The organism is Streptomyces malaysiensis subsp. samsunensis, from assembly GCF_024519315.1.
GTDB classification, from domain to species: Bacteria; Actinomycetota; Actinomycetes; order Streptomycetales; family Streptomycetaceae; genus Streptomyces; species Streptomyces malaysiensis.
The window spans coordinates 1-17217 of sequence record NZ_JANIIC010000117.1 but is presented as its reverse complement, the minus strand read 5'-3'; the positions used below and the strand labels follow the sequence as shown (position 1 = coordinate 17217).

Below are 17217 nucleotides of genomic sequence, written 5' to 3'. Positions count from 1 at the left end.
TACCCACGACGGTGTGGTGAGCGTGAGGCATTTCGTGTCCTACTTGCCACCCGTCAGAGCGCCGTCCTGGCCTGCATGGCTGCGGTCAACCTGCTCAAGGCCCTGATCATCTCGGCGCCCGACGAGCTCCGCGTCGAACTCCGAGGCATGAAGAGCAAGGACCGGGTTGCTCAGTGCGCGAAGCTGCGGGACCGGCCGACCCAGGACATCGAGCACCGCATGACCGTTCGCGCCCTGCGAAGCGCCGCTCAGCGGATCGAAGGCCTGCGTTTTGAGGCGAAGGAGTTCGAAGCGGAGGTTCTCGCGCTCGTCCGTACGATCGCCCCCGAACTGCTGGCGTTGCAAGGCGTCGGGCCGATCAGTGCTGCCCAGGTCCTGATCAGCTGGTCGCACACCGGCCGCTTCCGGTCCGAGGCAGCGTTTGCGGCCTTCGCGGGCGTCGCTGCGATCCCCGCCTCGTCAGGGTTGACCAGCCGGCACAGGATCAACCGCAGTGGAGACCGGCAGCTCAACCGGGCACTTCACACGATCACCCTGATCCGGGTCCGCCTCGACCCGATCACCCGGGCCTACGTCGCCCGGCGGATCAGCGAGGGGAAGATCGCGAGAGACGCACAACGCTGCCTCAAGCGTGCAATCTGTCGGCAGCTCTTCAAGCTCCTCGAACGAGGGGATCAGCCCGCACGGCAGTTCACCGCTGAAGATCTCCCTCAAGCGGCTTGACTTGATATAGCAGCCTCGGGGGGATTGTGTTTCTGCTGCGGGGTTGCGTGTTTTGTCTGGTCTTGCGTCGTGTCCGTGGGGAATTGCGGGTTGCCGGCTGCCGGCGTGGTGCGGCCGGTGGTGGTGTGTACTGTCGGCAGCCTGTGGTTCTGGAGGCTGTGGGCCGGTGTTTGTGGTGGTAGGGGAGGGCGTGGTGGTGTGGTTATGGCCGTGTGTGTCCTGGGTGCCCGGGGCCACTGGAGTGGGTGGTCCCGGGCAGAGGCGGTCGGTGCCGTGCCGCGTGCTCGCGCGGCGTTCGGCACGGGTCCTGTGTCAGGGTAGGCGGCGTTCGGCGTGGGTCCTGTGTCAGGGTAGGCGGAGGGTTACGCTGTCGCCGGGGCAGACTGGCCACTTGTCGAGGAAGTTGTCCTGGTTGCGTCCCAGTGCCAGCTTGCCGCGGCTGCTGAGGTACAGCAGCGGCTCGCCTTTCTCGACCTGGCCGAACGTCTTGCAGTATGGCAGTTCGAGGGTTGTGCCGCTGACGTCGCGGAGCTCGATGGTGACGCGCTCGCCTTGCTGTGGGAGACCGGTCAGCAACTCGCTCGGTATGTTCGTCCAGACGTTGCCGAAGTTCTCGTCGATGCGGACGATCTCTCCGCGGATGACACTCTCTTCACGGGTCGGCCTGGTGTGGGGGAGGGATACGATGCGGTCGAGCTCGATCCGGGGGCCGACGGCGTTGATCTTCGTGCCCGCCGCGAGGTGCGCCGCGCACGCGGCGACGATGTCTTTGCCGTACCAGGTGGGGGTGACCGGCGTGTTCATCACGTCGGCCGACGCGACCTCGTAGGCCTCCACGGCCGGAGACGCTTCCAGCGCGTAGCTGAGCAGCCCGTTGTTGGGGCCGACGAGGTATTGTCCCTTCTTGTTGCGGACCACGATGGTCGCGGTGTCCGTCCCGGTCTCCGGATAGACGTAGGCGCAGATGATCGTCGATTTCGGGAACGAGTCGGGCACGTCGGCGAGGAAGAGTGCGCCCTCACGGACGTCGAAGGGGGTGACGGCGTGGGTGATGTCGACGACGTTGGTCGTGGGGGCGATGCTGTACATCAGCCCCTTGCACAGGGCGTGTGCCTCGTCGTGGGAGCCGATGTCGGAAAGGAAAGCGATGAGACGGTGCTGCATGGACTGACCTCCGCTTCGCCGGTCGGGGACCGACCTCGGTTGGGATACCTCTCGTGCGGGCGCGCTGAGGCGCACGCGTGACAGGGCAGGGAAAGTTGTCGGGCGGCGGCCGGCCGCCCGGTGTTCAGCTGTAGACGATGACCGCCTCGGCCACGCAGGCAGGACGCTGTGACCCGTGCAGCTCGGTGGTGATCTTGAAGGTTGCTTCGACACCCGTGGTCCGCTGCCGGGCACCGATCAGGTCGACTCGGCCCCGAAGGGCGCTGCCGACGGGTACGGGGGCGGGGAAGCGTACTTTGTTCAGGCCGTAGTTGACCATGGTGGTGGATTTCTCGACGATGACCGTCTCATTGAGAAACGTCGGGATCAGTGAAACGGTGAGAAATCCGTGGGCGATCGTGGCCCCGAACGGCCCGGCTTCTGCACGCTCGCGGTCGATGTGAATCCATTGGCGGTCCCCGGTGGCGTCCGCGAATGCGTCCACCTGCCGCTGGTCGACTTCTTGCCAGCGGGTCGTCCCCATCGGTTTCCCGGCCAGGGCGAGCAGATCCTCCGGAGAATGCACATGAATGGCCATGCATCAGCCCTTCTTGTCGGTCACTGCGCGAGATAGCCGCCGTCGACGGGCAGCACTGCGCCGGTGATGAACGACGCCTCGTCCGAGGCGAGAAAACCGATGGCGGCGGCGACTTCGGCCGGTTCGCCGAGCCGGGCGAGTGGATGCAACTTCTTGATGCCGCGCAGGTATTCGGGCCCTCCCGGCTCCGTTTCCAGCCTTCGCACGCGATCGGTTCGAATCGTTCCCGGGGCCACGGCGTTGACCCGGATGCCGTGGCCGGCGTGTTCGACCGCGAGATGCTTCGCAAGTCCCGACGCCACGAACTTGGCCGGCCCGTACGTACTCTGCCCCCGCTGACCGGCAATGCCGGATATGGAGGACAGACACACGATGGAGCCACCGGTTTCCAGCATCGCCTGGACCGCGTACTTGCAGGTCAGGAACATGCCTTTGCCGTCGACGGCCATGACGTGTTCCCAGTCCTCCTCGGTCGCCTCGGTGATTTCCAGCAGCGGGATCACTCCGGCGTTGGCGACCACCACGTCGAGCCTGCCGTACCGCTCGACCGCTGTACGGATCAGTCTCTCCACGTCGCCGGAGACGGAGACGTCACCGGCGACCGAGGTCACCTCGGCGCCGGCGGCCGACAGTTCCGCGTGGAGCTTGTCCAGCGCTTCCGCGTCCACGTCGCCGATCACCAGGCGTGCGTGCTCACGGGCGAACCACTCGGCCGTGGCACGGCCGATTCCGTGTGCCGCACCCGTGATGACACTCGATTTCCCCAGCAGACGTCCGCCGGCGTGTGCAGAAGCCATGCGCCATCTCCTTCGTCGATTCGGTGGCCTCTGCGGTCGCCGTTTCCGGCTGAATTGGTGCCGCCTCCGGCCGTCGATCTGTCGATCATGTTAGGGCGACGCTCCTCGCGTTCCGACCCACCAAGGTCGTAAGGAAAGTACAACCTTCGACAGATCCTGCTGCCGTCCGATGCTGCGAGGATCGGAGTTCCTTTCAGAAGCCCGATGGCCGTCTCGCCCTGACATACGCAGGCGTGAAATATCCGGTTGAAGGAATAACGGAGATCTCAAGACCGAAGGGTCGCTACGCATGATTCTGCTGTTCATCGGTGACATCGTCGGAGACGCGGCAACGAAATACGTTGCCGGCCGCCTGCCCGGTCTTCGCGCACAGCACAACGTGGACCTTGTGGTGGTCAATGCCGAGAATTGTGCCGCCAACGGCCTGGGAATGGGAGCTGTGCAGGTCGAGCTTCTGCTGAGGAGCGGGGCGGACGTCATCACGGGAGGAAACCACTCATGGGACAGCGAGGAGTCCGTCGACCTCCTCCGGCTTCGTCAGGTGATCCGGCCCGCCAACGTGGACGACGACGTGCCCGGAAAGGGAATCATCCATGTGACGGTCGGCGGTGAGACGGTGACGGTGATCAACCTGGCCGACGACTGCGCCATGCATTCGGTCAAGGCGACCGCCGGGAAGGTCTTCCCCGCTTACCAGGCGTGGGACACGGCCGACCGCCGCGGCAGCACGATCGTCGACTACCACGGCGATCACGTACTGGAGAAGCAGATATTCGCGCACGCGGTCGACGGTGAGGCGACCGCGGTGCTGGGCACGCACACCCACGAGGCGACCGAGCGGCTGCGGCTCTTGACCAAGGGCACCGCATTCGTCACGGAGGTGGGCATGACCGGGCCGGACGGCGGAGTGCAGGGATTCACCCCGACGAATCTGGTGAACGGTCTGCGCACCGCCGGAAACCCCTTCGCCGGGGACATGCCCGATGTGTTCGACGGACCGATGGTGCTCGGCGCGGTTCTGCTGGAGATCAGCAACGGTGCCGCCACTGGCATCAAGAGGATTCGGTGAGACACATGCTCCACGAGGACCAGCGACTTGAGCGAACCGCCCCCGTCGTGCCGTTCGCGGCCCAGGGCCACGTAGTGGTCGACCTGTCCGTGACCGTGGCCGAGGACCTTCCCTGCTACTGGGAAGGCCATCAGCCCTTCCAGCACAAGACGTCGAACTGGTTCGTCGACCGCATCGACCCGGTGGCTCCGCTCCACAGCCGGGGCGGTCCGTACACGACACGCTGGATGGCCATCGACGAGCACACCGGCACGCACTTCGACGCCCCGACGCACTTCGTCCCGCCGCCCGGATCCGGCCTGCCCGGTGCGGGGCCGACGGGTGCGATCTCCGCGGAGAAGGTGGAGCTCAGCACCCTCATGGGTGGCGCCGCGGTCCTGGACGTGGAGCACCTCAACGCCCCGGACGGACAGAGTGAGAAAGGGGTGAGCCCACTCATCGGAGCCGACACGATCACCGCGTGGGAGACACGTCACGGCCGGCTGAACGCGGGAGACATCGTCCTGTTCCGCACGGGCTGGGACACACGCTACCGGCGGGGCAGGGAAGGCGACGGCTACCTGCGCGACGTCCTCGCGCACAAGAGCCCGGCATGGCCGGCACCCTCAGTGGACGTGGTGGAGCTGCTGCTCGGGCGCGGGGTGCGCTGCGTCGGGATCGACGCCCCGTCCATCGGCGCCGCGCACGACCCCATACCGGCGCACGTCACCGGTCTGCGCGAGGCCATGGTGTTCATCGAGTGCCTCACGGCGCTCGACCGACTCCCGTCCCGCGGGGCGTGGTTCTGCTTCCTCCCCGTCAAGGTGGAGGGTGGCACCGGAGCTCCGGGCCGGGCCGTCGCACTGGTTCCCCCGGGCACGACCCTGTCCGCGTACGGGGACGGCGGTGACACGCCGCGGGCCTGACAGGGGCCGCCCCGTCAGGCCACGTTGCCCAGCAGGAGGCCCATGACCGCGGCCTTGTTGACGGCGGCCGTTCTGGACCGGACATCGAGTTTCAGGTACGTGTTCGACAGGTGGCGCTTGACCGTGCCCTCCGAGATGTAGAGCCGACTGGCGATCTGCGCATTGCTCAGGCCGGCGGCGACGAGTTCGATCACTTCGAGTTCCCGGCTGGAGAGCGGGCTCGCGACAGGTCTGGCCAACTGCTCCAGCACGCCCCTCGGCACAGACAGGACCGCACGGTCCGAACCGCGGCCGACGGTACGGACGACCGTGAGCAGTTCCTCGCGGGTCGAGTTCTTCGAGATGTACGCCCATGCCCCCATCGAGAGGAAGGTGCGTGCCGTCTGTACGGTCTCGTGCGTCGCCAGGATCACCAGTCGCGGTTCACCCGGTCCGGCCGTGAGCTGTGCCACGACCTCTTCCGTGTCGTGGCACGGTGTCCTGCTGCTGAGCAGCACCACGTCGGGCCGGCTCCGGCGCACCTGGGCGACCGCGTCGAGCCCGCTCGCTGCCCGCCCGACCACAGACAGGTCCGGTTCCCGGTCGCAGATTTCCGCCATTCCCTCCCGGAAGAGGACGTTGTCGTCGATGATGAAAAGCCGAGTCGTCCTGTGTTCGGGGGCGCTCATCAGAAACCTCGTCCAAAAGTGAGTCCGGCCCGCTCCGACACAGCTGTCAATTTCTCGGAGGTATTCCGAGTAATAGAAAACATGCCCACCGATTGATTGCCTCTCACTTGCAGTATTTCCGGGCACTGGAGGGGCCCGGCACGGACTGAAGCGGTGTCCGCACTGTAGCACCCGGTCAATGTTCCCTGCCGGACTTCTCTATAAGACTATTCGATCCACAGCATCGGAACTATACGGTTGAACGATGCCGGAGCTTCGGGCAGGATCGACCGGAAAAGGATCCGATCAGGTATTGATTCGCAGCCATGTCACGTGGTTCTTTTCGCGACGCTCGTTTACCTCTCCTCGGCAGAGGAATTCTGCCGCTGTTCGGGGGTGGCAGCAAAACGAAGGAGTGTCATTGTCCACGCATGAGCAGCCGGGCGCATTCACGTTGGACCATCGCTATCTCCGCCAGGACGGCACCGTCTATCTCACCGGCGTCCAGGCCCTGGTACGCGTCTTGCTCGACCGCGTCAGGCACGATCGTCGAAACGGCCATGACACGGCAGTTCTCGTCTCCGGATACGAAGGGTCGCCGCTGGCCGGGTACGACCTCGAACTCGCGCGCCGCGAGCGGCTGCTGGCGGAACACCACGTGGTCCACCGGCCGGCGGTGAACGAGGAACTGGGGGCGACGGCGGTGTTCGGCAGCCAGCTCGCCGCCGCGACCGGAGCACAGCGCCCGAACGGGGTCCTCGGCGTCTGGTACGGCAAGGCACCCGGACTCGACCGCGCGGGTGACGCTCTGCGCCACGCGAACTTCGCGGGCGCGCACCCGCGGGGAGGCGCCCTGGCCCTCGTGGGAGACGATCCCGGCGCCAAGTCCTCGACGGTGCCCAGCGCGTCGGAATTCGCGCTGGCCGATCTCGCCATGCCCGTGTTCTTCCCCGCAGACTCCCAGGAAATACTGCATCACGGCCTGCACGCGGTGGAGATGTCACGGGCCAGCGGGTTGTGGACCGCCATGAAGGTGGTCACCAACGTCGCAGACGCGGCCGGCACAGCCGTCGCGCGCGAGGACTGGAAACCCCCGACACTGAACGGCGCCTACCGGCACGAGCCCACGTCCCGACTGCTCGGCGCCGACCTCGCCCGGCTGGAACAGAATCTGCACCAGGTCCGCCTGCCCCTGGCCGTGGAGTACATACGGGCCGCCCGGCTCAACAGCGTGTACGGACACCCTGGGGACCGGATCGGCATCGTCGCCGCGGGGAAGTCCTACCTGGACCTCCGCGAAGCCCTACGCCGGCTGGGCATGGACGACGACGCACTGGAGCGCTACGGGGTACGGCTGCTGAGACTCGGCGTCATCCATCCCCTCGAGCCGGAGATCGTAAGGCAGTTCGCTTCCGGACTGCACGAGATCGTCGTGGTGGAGGAGAAGCGGGCCTTCCTGGAGCCCGCGATCAAGGAGATCCTGTACGGCGAGGGCTCGGCACCGGCGGTGTACGGCAAGACCGATCCGGCCGGCCGCACCCTCTTCAGCGCACTGGGCGAGCTGACGCCGGAGACGATCGCCTCGGGACTCGCCCGCAGACTCGCCGCACGCGGCCCGTGCGACCCCGTGGACGCGTGGCGCGCACGCCCGCGCCGGGAACGCATCGACCTGCCGCTGGTCACCCGCACCCCGTATTTCTGCTCCGGCTGCCCCCACAACTCGTCGACGAAGGCGCCGGCCGGGACACTGGCTGCGGGCGGCACCGGATGCTCCACCATGACGTTCTTCATGGATCCCGAGCGGGTCGGTGACATCATCGGCGTCACGCAGATGGGGGGCGAGGGCGCCCAGTGGATCGGCATGGCTCCCTTCGTCGATGTCGACCACTTCGTCCAGAACGTCGGTGACGGCACCTTCCACCACTCCGCCAGCCTCGCCGTACGGGCGGCGGTGGCAGCGGGCGTCAACATCACCTACAAGATCCTGTACAACTCCGCGGTGGCGATGACCGGGGGCCAGGACGCGGCCGGGGCCCTGCCCGTGGAGAAGGTCGCCGCCCTCCTGCTCACCGAGGGCGTGGCGAAGGTGATCGTCACGACGGACGACCCGCGTCGGCTGAGGCGCGCCAGGATGCCCAAGCAGGTCGACGTGCGCCACCGCGACGAGCTGCTGCGCAGCCAGGCGGAACTGACCGCGATCCCCGGGGTCACGGTGCTCATACACGACCAGGAGTGCGCGGCATCACAGCGCCGCAAACGCCGCCGTGGCGCACAGGACACTCCCGCCACCAAAGTGTTCGTCAATGAGCGGCTGTGCGAGGGCTGCGGCGACTGCGGCGCACGGTCCAACTGTCTCTCCGTCCAACCGGTGAGCACCGAGTTCGGCCGCAAGACACGCATCCACCAGTCCTCGTGCAACGTCGACTACTCATGCCTGGCGGGGCGGTGCCCTTCGTTCCTGACCGTCGTGCCGGGCGGCCGGGGAAGCCGGCGCGAGGTCGTGCCCCTGGCCGAGACGGACCTGCCGACGCCTCCACGGCCGATGTCGTCCGACTTCACCGTGCGGATAACGGGTATCGGCGGCACCGGTGTGGTGACGGTCGCGCAGATCCTCGCCACCGCTGCCGTGATCGAGGGCAGGCATGTACGCGCGCTCGATCAGACCGGGCTCGCGCAGAAGGGGGGCGCGGTCGTCTCGGACGTACGGGTCACGGCCGAGCCGGTGGAGCGACCGGCCAAACTCTCCAGCGGAGAGTGCGATCTGTACCTGGCGACCGACCTGCTCGTCGCGGCGGACCCGACCCATCTGGGCACGGCAGACACCGCACGGACCGTGGCCGTCGTATCGACCTCCGAGGTACCGACCGGCCAGATGGTCAGCGACGTGTCGGCGCGGTACCCGGATGCGCAGGCCCTGTGCCCGGTGATCGAAAGGGCTGTCGCCGAGGCGCGCTTTTTCGACGCACGCGCCCTCGCGCTGGAGATCTTCGGCGACGACCAGTTCGCCAACATCCTCCAGCTCGGCGCCGCCTGGCAGGCCGGTGCGATCCCCATCGAGGCAAGCAGTATCGAGCAGGCCATCCGCCTCAACGGCGTCGCCCTGGACGACAACATCCAGGCGTTCCGTCGCGGCCGGCAGTCCCTCGCCGATCCCGAGGCGCTGCGGGTGGCGACACGTCCGGCGAGGGCGCCGCTGTCCCGGCCGACCGGAGCCGCCATGTCGGTGCGGGCGCTCGCCAAGGTCGATGAGGACTCGGACCTGGCCGGTCTGCTGGATGTCCTGGTCACTGATCTCGTGGACTACCAGGACATCGACTACGCGCGGGCGTTCATCGAGTTCGTCGAGCTGGTCAGGGAGTTCGAGGGTCAGGGGGGACCGCTCACCACGGCTGTCGCGCGCAACCTGCACAAGCTCATGGCCTACAAGGACGAATACGAGGTCGCGCGGTTGTCGCTCGACGAACGGCTGAAGGCGGACATCGAGGCTCAGTTCGGCCCCGGAGCCGGTTTCCGTTATCAGTTGCAGCCGCCCGTGCTGAAGGCGCTGGGCATCCAGCGCGAGCGCAAGATCGCCCTGGGTCCGTGGTTCCGGGTGGTGTTCCGGGTTCTGCGGGCGATGCGGAGACTGCGGGGCACGCCGCTGGACCCGTTTGGTCACACGCAGGTACGCGGGGTGGAACGCGAACTCATCGAGGAGTACCGGGAATCGGTGCGCACAGCTATGAGGTGCGGCTCGGCGGAAGATCCCGTCCTGCTGGAACTGGTGTCCCTGCCCGAGACCGTCCGCGGCTTCGAGGAGGTCAAGCTGGCGAATGTGGCCGCGTACCGGGCGAGGCGCGAAGAGCTGATCAAGTCGCTGACCGGTCCTTATCCAACGGGTCCCGTAGCTGCGGGAACCCCGACGTATGCACGGCGCCCGCACGAAGCCGGTGCCGTCGCCGACGGTGACCGGCAGGACGGCGGTGGTCCTCACCGCGACCTGCGGCATTGAGGCCGGGAACGAGGAAAGAGGATGAGGCTCCAGCAACTGCTTGATCTTCGCGTGCGGAGCTCTTCGCCGTTCGCGGACGGCCCAGAGCGAGTGGGCCAGGGGCGGGCTGGTGCCCTGCGCGCGTCCCCGACAGCGCCTCCCGGGCCCGGCGACGCCACCTCCCAGGTCATGCCTTCGACACGGGAGAACAGTCATACCGGGTCCGGAGGCAGCGGCCCTCTTGCAGAACCGCGAAAAACTTCACGAGGGCGTTGCGCACAGGGTCCTGCCTCACTTCTCGGGGCTTCTCCCGCCCCGCCGTTTGCCAGCCATCGCACCATTCAGGAGAGAACTGCATGACTATCAGCGTCACCGAGCTGCCCCCCATCGCCGCCCATCAGATGCTCGTATTTCTTTTGCAGCTCGCTGTCCTGCTCGTGACCGCGTTCCTCCTGGGGCGCCTCGCGACGCGGCTCAACCTGGCCGCGGTCGTCGGCGAACTCGCAGCCGGTGTCATACTCGGGCCGTCTTTGCTCGCGCACCTCCTTCCATCGCTCTCCAGCTGGCTGTTCCCACCGGATCCGGGCCAGATACACCTGCTCGACGCCGTGGGCCAGCTGGGCGTGCTGCTGCTCGTCGGTTTCACCGGCATGCACATCGATCTGGACGTCGTGCGCCGCAGAGGCCGCACTGCGGCATTGGTCAGCGCCGGTGGCCTGATCATCCCGCTGGGGCTGGGAGTGGCCGTCGGCACCGCGCTTCCCGCTTCGCTGATGGGCGAGGGCCATGAACGCCCGGTCTTCGCGCTGTTCATCGGCGTGGCCATGTGTGTCAGCGCGATTCCCGTCATCGCCAAGACCCTCGTGGAGCTCAGGCTCCTGCACCGCGACATCGGGCAGCTCACCATCACCGCCGCCGCTGTGGACGACATCGTCGGTTGGGCGTTACTGTCCATCATCTCGGCGATGGCCACCACGGGGCTGCGAGCGGGCCACCTGGCGCTGACTCTCGGCAGCCTCGCGCTGGTACTGGCGGTCGCCTACCTGGTCGGCCGACCAGCGGTACGCGTAGGCCTCACCCGCTCGAACAAGACCGAGGACCCCGCCGTCACCGTCGCCGTGGTCACCGTGCTGACGCTGGCCTCGGCGGCAGGTACGACGGCGCTCGGCCTGGAGCCGATCCTGGGCGCCTTCCTGTGCGGCATCCTGCTCAGCACGTCCGGTCTCCTGGACCGGCGAAAACTCGCACCGCTGTCCACCTTCGTCATGGCGGTGCTGGCCCCCGTCTTCTTCGCCACCGCCGGGCTGCGGATGGATCTCACCCTGCTGGGCCGGCCGCACGTACTGCTGTCAGGGCTGGTGGTGCTGCTCATCGCCATCGGCGGCAAGTTCGTCGGTGCGTATCTCGGCGCACGGCTCAGCAAGCTCAGCCGCTGGGAGGGACTGGCGCTCGGCGCCGGTCTCAACGCACGTGGGGTCATCGAGGTGATCGTGGCGACGGTCGGCCTGCGCCTGGGTGTCCTCACCACGGCCGGGTACACCATCATCGTGCTCGTGGCCGTGGTCACCTCACTCATGGCCCCACCGGCCCTCCGCTACGCGGTCAAGCACATCGCGGCCACGGAGGAGGAACGGGAACGCGAGAAGGTGTTCAGCGCATGAGTTCGCTGTTCACCATCCGCGCGTCCACGGCTCGAAGAGCCGGCTGGTCGTGAACGCCACGATCCGCAGGACTCGGACCTGCCCCCGCCATGTTCGGCTCGGTCCGTCCGGAGGGCCGCCGGGCACGGTACGGCACGGTGCCCGGCTCGGCCGCTCGCGGACGGCGCTGCGTGGCGTTGCCGCCCTGTCGGCCTCCGCCTCGGCCGCGTCGCGTCTTCACCGACTTCGACAGCCCTCCTCCGGCTCGGCGTTGATCCGCCGTGCCGTGCCGTGCCGTGCCGTGCCGTGCAGGGGCATGGGCCGAGAACCGATCGCCGCTGCGGTACACGCTTCTCGCGAGTGTCCGGCAGCCGAGCCGGGAAGAAGAGCCCCTGGGCCGGAAATTCACTCACGTCTCTTTCGGGAAGCCGCACCGGGGTGCGACCTCGCGGCGCGCCGTCGATCGGTCCACGCGCCCGACGCCGGACTCGATCCGGCGACTCGAAATCAAAGAATCACGATGGAAAGGCTCAATAGGCGTGCGCGAGTAGATTTCACGCGCAGTCTCACGGAGAGCGGCGACAAAGCACGCCATTCTCTGATTCGACACAGTGCCGGCAAGCGTCTTCACACCCAGGGAAAGGTGAGGACGGTCGTCGGTGACTTCTAACAGCGCGACCTGGCTTCCGTCCAGCGTCTCCATCGAAAAGGGACGATGATGAGTGAGCATGAACCCCACATTGGCCCCGGCCAGCCCTCTCATCGCTTCCAGCCCTGTCACATGAATCACCTTGGGCATAGGGACGTTGGCCTGGTGGAAGATGGTTCTCGTGTACTCGGAGTATGAACTTCCAATGGGCAGGTCCAGCATCAGCAGCGGTTGGTCCACGAGTTCCGCCAGAGAGACCCTCTCGGCATTCGCCAGTGGATGATCTCGAGAGATCAAGGCGTAGAGCGATGGGGTGGCCAGTTCAATGAACCTTTCCCCTTCAAGCCGGGTCAGATCGTAGGTCACCAGTAGCTCGCAAACACCGTTGAGGAGTGACTCGCAGGGCCTCATCGTGTCATGGACGTTCACGGTGATCCCTGGATGACTCTTCGCCAGCCTGACCAGTGTCCGCGGAATCAGGAACGGAGTGATCGTCTGGCAGCAGCCGACGTCCAACTGCCCCACGGCGTCCTGTTGGAGCCTACTGCTGTAGTCCTTGAGGCTGCGAGCCTGCCTCAGGATCGCCCTCGCTTCGTTGAGTAACAGCCGGCCACTCGGAGACAGCGTGACTCCTTTGGCGTGTTGACGCAGCAGCAGCTGACTACCGAGTTGGCGCTCCAGCCTCTGTATGGCCGAGGACACCGCGGATTGAGAGGCATGCAGACGGGTTGCGGCTTCGGATATGTTTCCAGTCTCTGCTATGGTCACGAAATAGAGGAGCTGCGTGAGGCTGAAATCCGGACGATTACCCATTTGTACTCCCTCTCTGATTCATCTAAACGACCGCGGTTCGCAATATGTGTCGCTACGGTGAGAGACTCCGTGAGGTGGGCGCGACGGCATCGGTCGGCTCCGCAGCCGCTCCCCAAGGGCCGCTGCTGCGGAACCCTGGGCGCTCTCTCGTGGTTACTCGGAAACCGTAAGAGAGTGGCCGCTGACATGGAAGAACGCACTTTTCGGTGACTGAGTCACCTTTGGTGACCGACGATCCGGGCCTCCGGCCGCCGTGCTCGGGACTTCCTCGGGTTCATGCCCCAGCTCGTCCCGTCCACCGTCGGTGCTCAGCCGCGCACGTGCAGCCCGAAACCCGTGCGGCCCGCGGGCTCCAGTCCCTCCTTCAGGTGCAGCGAGGGCATCTCGTAATCGCCGAAGTTCTGCGGCCGGAACGGGATCGGCTCGGTCGACTCCAGGGTGAGCAAGCGCTGCTCCCAGGCTTTGGCGATGTCCGGATAGTCCTCGCTGGTCATCCGCGCGGTACCGAACACCACGAACGGCGGCAGCACCTCGATGCCCGGATACCAGAGGATGCCGTGCTGGATCGGGAACAGCAGATCATCGATGGGGCCCTGGATCCCGCGAGGGGCGTAATGCGGCTCCGGGGCGCCGATGGTCACCGACAGCAGAGCCTTCCTGCCCACGAGGGTGCCTTCTCCGAAGCGGTCGCCGAACCTGGCGTCGCTGTGTTCGCCGACGCCGTACGCGAAGTTGAAGGTGAACACCCTTTCCACCCAGCCTTTGAGAATCGCGGGCATCGTGTACCACCACATCGGGAACTGCATGATGATCGTGTCGGCCCACAGCACTTTCTCCTGCTCGGCGAGGATGTCCGGGGCGAGCGTCCCGGCCTTGAAGGCCCGGCCGGAGTCGTGGGCGACGTTCAGCGGATTTGATGCGTTGGGGCCGAAGTCCGCGGCGTCCACGACCGCCTTCCAGTTCATCGCGTACAGATCGCTCACCCGTACCTCGTGCCCGGCGGTCTCCAGTGTGGATACCGCGTGGTCTTTCAGTGACCTGTTGAGCGACCTCGGCTCCGGGTGGGCGTAGACGATCAGCGTTTTCATTGAAACTCCTTCGGATCGGCCGTGTTCGATCCTGGGCATTGCGGCGCCCGGCATCCAGGGACACTTCTTCCATCGGACGGGACTTCCTGGTAATGGCAGGACCACCCTCCCGGACAGCAACGCGCCATACTGGGATCATGGACGATCTCGCGGGCTTCCTGCGGACCCGGCGTTCCCGGGTCGACCCGGCTGTCGTCGGCATCCCAACGGACAGCCGCCGCCGGGTCGAAGGGCTGCGCCGTGAAGAGGTCGCGCATCTGTCCGGAGTCAGCGTCGACTACTACGTACGGCTGGAGCAGGGCCGCGCGACCCAGCCCTCCGAGCAGGTTCTCGACGCGCTCGCCCGCGTCCTCGGCCTCGACGAGACCGAACGCGGGCACCTCTACCGGCTCTCCCGGCAGCGCCGCCGCCGCGCGAAGGTACCGGGCGGGCGGGTCCGGCCGGAGCTGCTGCGCATCCTCGCCCTGGTCGCCGACGCACCCGCGATGATCATGAACCACCGCCTGGACGTGCTCGCCGAGAACCGCCTCGCCGGGCTCCTCTACGGCCGGTCGACGCCGGGTCTGAACATCGCCCGGCACATCTTCCTCGAGGAGACCGAGCGCGGCCCTTACGTGGACTGGGAGAAATGCACCCGCCACGGGTTCCTTGTCCGGTTCCGGAGGTCGCTATCCGATTCCGCCCGCCCTGGTCACGTTCCTGACCACGTCCCCGTCCGGAATGGCCTGTCGGGCACTGCTCGGGGACAGCTGCCGCAACGCCATGGCCGAGGCCCTCAACGGCTCATCCAGGGCCCGCGCTGACCCGGCAGTCAGCGTTCCCACATGCCGCCGCCCGTGAACAGCGCCATGACCAGCCCCATCCCCAGCGGTGACTCCCCTGCCGGGAGGTGTCTGCGCACCAGGATGAAGGAGAGGGGACGGACGAGACAGGTCGCGCATGATTCTCCTCAGACCGGAGGCCGATAGGCTTGGTTCGTTCACGCCGACCAGCGCCCGGCCGCCGTCTCCCAGGTACTCCACCTGCACGCCGTACCGCGCGTTGATCGCCGGGCCGAGCGCCTCGGCGTAACGCCGGTAGCTCTCTCGGCCGCCGTCCGGACGGAACCGCGGCAGGTTGGGCATCACCACAGGACCACCCGGATCTTCGGCCGGCAGGTCGTCCAGGGCGCGCTCGTCAATCCCGATCATCGGAAGCCTCCACTCCGTCGGAGGCATCACCCTACTAATTTGTTGGCCAGCCGACAAATATATTGTAGATTTATCGCATGCCCACCAAGCGCCGCACCCAGAAACAGCGCCGTGACCAGGCCGAAGCCGCGTTGCTCAACGCCGCCGCCGAACTGATCGTCGAACAGGGGGTGCGCTCGTTGACCTTGGCGCGCATGGGCGACCGAGCCGGATACAGCCGTGGCCTGGTCACCCACTACTTCGGGTCCAAACAGACGCTGCTGGAACGCCTGGCACTCGCAACGCAGACCGGATTCGTGCCCGGGCTCGACGGGCTGCCGCCCGGTCTGAACCGTCTGCTGCGGCTGATCGACGGATACATCGGAATGGTCGGCCAGGCGAGCGTGGCGCACCAGGCGTTTTTGCTGCTGTGGGCCGAGGCGGCCACGGCGTCGGAGCTGGCCCCGATCCTTCGTGAGCGAGACGAAGCGTTTCGCGCCGACCTGTGTGAGGACATCGCCGCCGGAATCGCCGACGGCACCATCGACCCCGGCGTCCTACCCAACGACGTCGCCATCGCGATCGTCGGGCAACTCCGCGGAATCGGCCTACAACGGCTACTCGCCCCCGACGCCGTTGACACGGAACCGCTAAGGCGATCAGTTACAGAGCACTGGCGTCGGGCACTGGCCCTGTCACAGACCTAACCACGTCAGCGGGCGGCACCATCCATTTGGCCGACAAGTGAGAAACGTGCCTGATGAGATCTCTCATAACGCGGACGATCCCGCCTCGGCAGCGCCCCTGGGCAGCGCACCCACCATGACGCCCCGCAGTACCTGACCGAGCAACAACACCGGCAGGTCCGGCGCCAGGCCGGCCAGCAGACCACCGGCCGCGACCACGGCCATCAGCCGGACCAGCACCCGCTTTCCGCCGCAGCGGTCGCCGAGTTCGCCCGCGACGGGCGCGACCGCGGCGCCGGTGATGAGCACCGCGTTGGAGACCAGCGCTCCTTCGCCGGAGCTGACTCCCCGCTCACGCTGGAGCAGCGGGAGCGCGGGATCCACCACTGTCCGCAGGGTGCCGAGGGCGAGCGCCAAGATGCCGAGGGCACCGGTCCGGAAGAAGATCGGTGCGCCGGACCGGTGCGGTGTCCAGATGGCCTCGGCGCGCAGGCACGCCGGTCGGCCCGGCTTCCGGGCCGAGACTCCGGAGGGCTCCATCGACGCGCGCTTCGTCGTGGCCGCGACCGGTCCTCTCCAGCGCCCCGTATACCCGCCCATCGTCCCGGACGGTGCCGTCCCGTGCAGATCCACCCCAGCGGGTACCGCAATCCGGGGCAGTTCCCCGAGGCCGCGGTCCTGGTGCTCGGGGCCGGGTCCCCGGGGGTGCGGATCGCCGACGAGCTGCGCCGGTCCGGTCGCCGGGTCTTCCTCTCCGCCGGCCCGCACGACCGCCCCGCCCGCGCCCCGGACGTACACGGTATTCCCGGCGACAACGGCGCTCGACATGCTCCTCGGCCGTCCGGGGAAGCTCGAGGTACTTGGCGTCGCCGAGCGCGATGTTCGTGGCGAGATCCGGCGCGAAACGCAGCACACCGTCGTCGTGGGACGCGGTCAGACCGACGAGCTCGATGCCGTCGGCGGCCAGGTCGCGCACCCGGGCGCGCGGGACGTGCCGTGGCAGCACACCGATCCGCGACTCATCGTGAACGGGAGCGTAGTTCCTCTTGAGATGAAAGGTGGTCGTAGCCATGAGGCCTCCTGACGTCCCAGTATCGACATGTCAAAACCAGAATGCCCCTGATTGAACTGTCAACAATGGAAGGTAGGTTTTATGCATGAGCCTTCGACATGCCGTGCTCGGCCTGCTGTCCGAGGAGCCCGGCAGCGGCTGGGACCTGATGCAGAAGTTCGACATCTCGCTTCGCCATGCGTGGACGGCGACCCAGAGCCAGGTCTACGGCGAGTTGGCCAAACTCACCGACGCGGGGCTGATCACGA

14 protein-coding genes and 2 pseudogenes are annotated in these 17217 nt (G+C 66.9%); 9 read left to right on the top strand and 7 right to left on the bottom strand.

What is annotated here, in order from left to right:
• Positions 1 to 75: 75 nt before the first annotated feature.
• A complete protein-coding gene (locus NQU54_RS46455) occupies positions 76 to 723 on the top strand; it encodes a transposase (RefSeq protein WP_257636317.1) in 648 nt (215 codons plus the stop codon).
• 345 nt (positions 724 to 1068) lie between these two features.
• Here the strand turns inward: NQU54_RS46455 and NQU54_RS46450 are convergent, their stop codons facing one another.
• From NQU54_RS46450 to NQU54_RS46440, 3 genes are all read right to left on the bottom strand, one after another.
• Positions 1069 to 1887 carry an SAM hydrolase/SAM-dependent halogenase family protein gene (locus tag NQU54_RS46450; protein WP_257636316.1) on the bottom strand — a complete coding sequence of 273 codons (819 nt, stop codon included), beginning with the start codon at positions 1885 to 1887 and terminating at the stop codon, positions 1069 to 1071.
• 124 nt (positions 1888 to 2011) lie between these two features.
• Positions 2012 to 2464 carry a MaoC family dehydratase gene (locus NQU54_RS46445; protein ID WP_257636315.1) on the bottom strand — a complete coding sequence of 151 codons (453 nt, stop codon included), beginning with the start codon at positions 2462 to 2464 and terminating at the stop codon, positions 2012 to 2014.
• A 20-nt stretch (positions 2465 to 2484) separates the two neighbouring features.
• Positions 2485 to 3261, bottom strand: coding sequence for an SDR family NAD(P)-dependent oxidoreductase (locus NQU54_RS46440; protein ID WP_257636314.1), 777 nt, complete (start codon positions 3259 to 3261; stop codon positions 2485 to 2487).
• A gap of 289 nt (positions 3262 to 3550) precedes the next feature.
• On the opposite strand from NQU54_RS46440, the gene NQU54_RS46435 reads away from it, so the two are divergent.
• Positions 3551 to 4330 carry a YmdB family metallophosphoesterase gene (locus NQU54_RS46435; protein ID WP_257636313.1) on the top strand — a complete coding sequence of 260 codons (780 nt, stop codon included), beginning with the start codon at positions 3551 to 3553 and terminating at the stop codon, positions 4328 to 4330.
• A gap of 5 nt (positions 4331 to 4335) precedes the next feature.
• Positions 4336 to 5235 carry a cyclase family protein gene (locus NQU54_RS46430; RefSeq protein ID WP_257636312.1) on the top strand — a complete coding sequence of 300 codons (900 nt, stop codon included), beginning with the start codon at positions 4336 to 4338 and terminating at the stop codon, positions 5233 to 5235.
• Between the two features lie 14 nt (positions 5236 to 5249).
• Here NQU54_RS46430 and NQU54_RS46425 read toward each other — a convergent pair whose 3' ends face one another.
• On the bottom strand, positions 5250 to 5903 hold the full coding sequence (locus NQU54_RS46425) for a response regulator transcription factor (RefSeq protein WP_257636311.1): 654 nt from the start codon (positions 5901 to 5903) through the stop codon (positions 5250 to 5252).
• 394 nt (positions 5904 to 6297) lie between these two features.
• Here NQU54_RS46425 and NQU54_RS46420 point away from each other — a divergent pair, with 394 nt between their 5' ends.
• Both NQU54_RS46420 and NQU54_RS46410 read left to right on the top strand, forming a co-directional pair.
• Positions 6298 to 9873 carry an indolepyruvate ferredoxin oxidoreductase family protein gene (locus NQU54_RS46420; RefSeq protein ID WP_372506425.1) on the top strand — a complete coding sequence of 1192 codons (3576 nt, stop codon included), beginning with the start codon at positions 6298 to 6300 and terminating at the stop codon, positions 9871 to 9873.
• Between the two features lie 335 nt (positions 9874 to 10208).
• Positions 10209 to 11513 carry a cation:proton antiporter gene (locus tag NQU54_RS46410; protein ID WP_257636309.1) on the top strand — a complete coding sequence of 435 codons (1305 nt, stop codon included), beginning with the start codon at positions 10209 to 10211 and terminating at the stop codon, positions 11511 to 11513.
• Positions 11514 to 11901: 388 nt separating this feature from the next.
• Here NQU54_RS46410 and NQU54_RS46405 read toward each other — a convergent pair whose 3' ends face one another.
• Both NQU54_RS46405 and NQU54_RS46400 read right to left on the bottom strand, forming a co-directional pair.
• The gene (locus NQU54_RS46405) at positions 11902 to 12954 is read right to left on the bottom strand and encodes a LysR family transcriptional regulator (RefSeq protein WP_257636308.1); all 1053 of its coding nucleotides are present in this window, start codon (positions 12952 to 12954) and stop codon (positions 11902 to 11904) included.
• A gap of 308 nt (positions 12955 to 13262) precedes the next feature.
• Positions 13263 to 14042 carry an NAD(P)H-dependent oxidoreductase gene (locus NQU54_RS46400; RefSeq protein ID WP_257636307.1) on the bottom strand — a complete coding sequence of 260 codons (780 nt, stop codon included), beginning with the start codon at positions 14040 to 14042 and terminating at the stop codon, positions 13263 to 13265.
• A 137-nt stretch (positions 14043 to 14179) separates the two neighbouring features.
• On the opposite strand from NQU54_RS46400, the pseudogene NQU54_RS46395 reads away from it, so the two are divergent.
• Together NQU54_RS46395 and NQU54_RS46390 are read left to right on the top strand one after the other, a co-directional pair.
• Positions 14180 to 14677 (top strand): annotated as a pseudogene (locus NQU54_RS46395) (MmyB family transcriptional regulator); the annotation flags it as partial.
• Positions 14678 to 15309: 632 nt separating this feature from the next.
• Complete coding sequence (locus tag NQU54_RS46390; RefSeq protein ID WP_257636306.1) at positions 15310 to 15918, top strand: TetR/AcrR family transcriptional regulator; 609 nt, start codon at positions 15310 to 15312, stop codon at positions 15916 to 15918.
• Between the two features lie 99 nt (positions 15919 to 16017).
• Here NQU54_RS46390 and NQU54_RS46385 read toward each other — a convergent pair.
• Positions 16018 to 16314 (bottom strand): annotated as a pseudogene (locus NQU54_RS46385) (MFS transporter); the annotation flags it as partial.
• Between the two features lie 409 nt (positions 16315 to 16723).
• Between NQU54_RS46385 and NQU54_RS46380 the strand changes: the two are divergent.
• Positions 16724 to 16981 carry a hypothetical protein gene (locus NQU54_RS46380; protein ID WP_257636305.1) on the top strand — a complete coding sequence of 86 codons (258 nt, stop codon included), beginning with the start codon at positions 16724 to 16726 and terminating at the stop codon, positions 16979 to 16981.
• A 73-nt stretch (positions 16982 to 17054) separates the two neighbouring features.
• Positions 17055 to 17217 (top strand): PadR family transcriptional regulator (locus NQU54_RS46375; protein ID WP_257636318.1); only part of this gene is annotated, 163 nt, incomplete at its 3' end.